The sequence below is a fragment of the Leifsonia sp. NPDC058292 genome (assembly GCF_042880955.1).
Classification (GTDB): domain Bacteria; phylum Actinomycetota; class Actinomycetes; order Actinomycetales; family Microbacteriaceae; genus Leifsonia.
In genome coordinates this window covers 1-3319 of the sequence record NZ_JBHVYL010000076.1, presented here as the reverse complement: position 1 = coordinate 3319, position 3319 = coordinate 1, and the positions used below count along the sequence as shown (strand labels likewise).

Annotated in this window: 4 protein-coding genes; 2 read left to right on the top strand and 2 right to left on the bottom strand. The window is 68.5% G+C overall.

Features of this window, described 5'->3' with window-relative positions; genetic code table 11:
* Positions 1–215: 215 nt before the first annotated feature.
* Together ACFVWR_RS18940 and ACFVWR_RS18935 are read right to left on the bottom strand one after the other, a co-directional pair.
* On the bottom strand, positions 216–755 hold the full coding sequence (locus ACFVWR_RS18940; RefSeq protein WP_387215951.1) for a DUF6993 domain-containing protein: 540 nt from the start codon (positions 753–755) through the stop codon (positions 216–218).
* 39 nt (positions 756–794) lie between these two features.
* On the bottom strand, positions 795–1277 hold the full coding sequence (locus ACFVWR_RS18935) for a single-stranded DNA-binding protein (RefSeq protein WP_387215948.1): 483 nt from the start codon (positions 1275–1277) through the stop codon (positions 795–797).
* A 203-nt stretch (positions 1278–1480) separates the two neighbouring features.
* On the opposite strand from ACFVWR_RS18935, the gene ACFVWR_RS18930 reads away from it, so the two are divergent.
* Together ACFVWR_RS18930 and ACFVWR_RS18925 are read left to right on the top strand one after the other, a co-directional pair.
* A complete protein-coding gene (locus tag ACFVWR_RS18930) occupies positions 1481–2494 on the top strand; it encodes an aldo/keto reductase (protein ID WP_387215945.1) in 1014 nt (337 codons plus the stop codon).
* 83 nt (positions 2495–2577) lie between these two features.
* Positions 2578–3273: a hypothetical protein gene (locus ACFVWR_RS18925; RefSeq protein ID WP_387215942.1), complete on the top strand. Its 696-nt coding sequence runs from the start codon at positions 2578–2580 to the stop codon at positions 3271–3273.
* Positions 3274–3319: the final 46 nt, after the last annotated feature.

The following is a 3319-nucleotide window of genomic DNA, read 5'->3' as shown; positions in this document are numbered from 1 at the left end:
GGTCGAATGTGGCCGGCACAGCGGGCACAGTCGACCGCAGCGGCCACACTCGAAGGTGCGCGCTCCAGCAAGCGGTCGGGCACCCTGTCGTCCCCGGGCGCGCCCGTCACAGCGCGCCACCGTCGCGAGGCGCGCTCGCCGTCACCAGGCGCGCCACCGTCGCGAGGCGCGCTCGCCGTCACCAGGCGCGCCACCGTCGCGAGGCGCGCTCGCCGTCACCAGTCGATCGGCTTGGTCTGGCCGATCAGGCAGCCGCCGTCGGCGAGCTGCGGCACGACCTGGCTGTTGTAGCCCCCGGCATCTGCACCGTTCTGGCCGATGAGGCAGCTCGAACCCATCAGCACGGAGAACTGGATCGAGTTGGCCTTGAGGCCGATCGTCGTCGTGTCGACGGTGAGTTGCATGTCCGCCTTGGTGAAGCCTGCGGCCACGAGGGCGTCGATGAAATCGCGCCCGACAGCATCCGGCTTCGCAGCGAGCGTCGCGCGGTTCACCTGGTCGAAGAAGGGCAGGTTCTGCTGCGCCGTTCCGTTCGGGAAGAACTGCACGGGCGCGGCCGGCGTCGTCGCCGACGTGGCGGTCGGCGTGGTCGCTGCGCTCGACGTCGCGCCGCCCGAGCCTCCGGCGCCGACGCATCCGCTCAACACCAGCGCAAGGCAAACGGCACCGAGAGTGCTCGCCGCAGCCACGCTCGCCCGCTGCGCGAGCACTGCCCGCGATGTCGGGACGCTGTGCTGGCGGGATGGCTGCGGCATGAACGTCTCCGGTGGTCGCTGAGGGGTACGCCATCGAGTCTAGGCGGAGCCCTCCTCCAGAAGCTCACCGCTCGCTGAGGGCTCTTCGGCACGCGGGAGGTCGTCGCCGAACGCGTCCGGCACCGACTCCGCCGCTGCCTCCACGCCCGCGCCGACACCGGCGGGCTTGATCGTGCGACTGAACGCCGACGAGCCCCACGTCAGATCGTGGCCGACAGCATCGGCGTCGATCTCGACGACCGTGCCCGAGCGATCACCGTTCTCCCAATCGCGCACGCTGAGCCGCCCGGACACCACGACCGGATCACCCTTCGACACCGACGACGCGACGTTGAGCGCCAGCTGACGGAAAGCGGTGACCGTGAACCAGTTGGTCTCGCCGTTCTCCCAGGCCTTCGTCTCCCGATTGAATCTGCGCCGGGTTGTGGCCAGCCGAAAGGTCGTGATCGGCAGCCCCTCGTTGGTGCGGATGTGGTTGGGCACGGTCGCGACGAAGCCGCGGGTCGACAGGGAATCGTTCATGGTTGCTCTCCTCGCTCACATCGCCACTCGGCGACGAACCGAGTCTCGATGCCGACGACTCGCCGGCGCAGCGCGGGCACAGCATCTGGGGAGAACTCTCGAAACCACCCGCCTGTGGAGGGCAGCGACAGCCGGAACGCCGACGCATCCCGCCACCGGCAGACTCTTTCGTTCCGAGAGGCAACATTCTCTACGATGGGGAGATGACCTTTGCTGCCGCCGACGGCCGATACGAGACGATGACGTACAACCGGACAGGGAGGAGCGGCCTGAAGCTGCCAGCGCTGTCGCTGGGTCTCTGGCACAATTTCGGCGACGAGCGCGCGATCGGGACCCAGCGCGACATCGTGCGCCGGGCCTTCGATCTCGGAGTCACCCATTTCGACCTGGCCAACAACTACGGGCCTCCTGCCGGGAGCGCGGAAACCAACTTCGGCCGGATCTTCAAGGAAGACTTCACGCCGTACCGCGACGAGATCGTCGTGTCGACCAAGGCGGGCTACTACATGTGGGAGGGCCCATACGGCGAATGGGGTTCGCGCAAGGGGATGCTGTCGTCTCTCGACCAGAGCCTCGGGCGTCTCGGGCTCGACTACGTGGACATCTTCTACTCCCACCGTCCCGACCCCGAGACGCCCATCGAGGAGACCATGGGCGCGCTCGCCACCGCCGTTCAGCAAGGCAAGGCGCTCTACGTCGGCGTGTCGAACTACAGTCCCGAGCAGACGCTGGCGGCCGCGGCCGCGCTGGCCGAGCACAACGTTCCGTTGCTCATCCACCAGCCCCGCTACTCGATGTTCGACCGCCACATCGAAGACGGGCTCTTCCCCGTGCTCGAGCAGATCGGCGCGGGCAGCATCGTGTTCTCCCCGCTCGCCCAGGGGATGCTCACCGACCGCTACCTCGACGGCACCGTTCCCGCCGGGTCGCGCGCGGCCACGAGCCACTTCCTGTCGGAGAAGCAGCTCAGCCCGGTCTACCTGGAGCGAGCGCGCGCGCTCAACGAGATCGCCGCGGAGCGCGGGCAGTCGCTCGCGCAACTCGCCCTGACCTGGGTGCTGCGTCAGCCGGCCGTCACGAGCGCGCTGATCGGCGCATCCAGTGTCGCCCAGCTGGAGCAGAACGTCGCCGCCCTGGATGCGCCGGCTCTCACCTCCGAGGAGATCGCGATCATCGAGCCCTTCGCCGTCGACGGCACGGAGCACCTCGAAGACTGACCACACCTCGGTCGCATCACGACTCCGCGACACTGCGGCGGGGATGCACGCCGCAGCGCCGCCTCGGAGATACCATCGCCGACATGCAGTGGTGGAATAGTTTCGTTGACTGGCTCGTATCGTCGGCAGCACGCCCGATGATCCTCAACGCGGTGGTGCTCGCGGTAGCCGTGATCATCTCCGGGTTGCTCGCAGCCTGGATCGCGCGTGGCGCGATCCATGGTCTGCTCTCCCGCACCGATCGTCAGCAGAAGGCGTCGGCCATCGCGGCTCTCGTCGATGCGGCGACCGAGGCATCCGTCTGGAACTCCTTGACCCCCGGTGAGCAGGTGCTCTCCGATCGCGCCGTGGGCCAGGCCGACATCATGGTGCGGCTGCTCCCCATCAAGGGGGCCGGCATCGCCGCCAACTGGGCGGGTCATCAGCTCGCGGAGATGAAGCGGGCGTCGGCGACGTTCGGCTACCAGCTCGACCCGGCGATCGCGGAGTTCCGCGACCGGCTGATCGAGTGGCAGAACAAACCGGGCCGCGCACGCAAGATCTTCCAGGGCGACCTCGAGCGGTGGCGCTTCGAGAACACCGACACCGACCGCGCACTGCTCGCCCAGCAGGATGCCTGGGTGGCGCAGCAGCACCACGAGCAGTTCACCCCGGCCGCAGCGGAGTCGGTCGGCCTCGGCGCCACCTCGCTCACTCGCGAGCCAGCGCCAGCCGCAGTGGACTCTGACACGGTGGGCTCCGACACGGCCCCGACCACGAAACTGTCGCAGCCGGTCTGACCCGGAGGCCGAACTCCACCCGAACACGACGAAAGAGCGCCGGCGG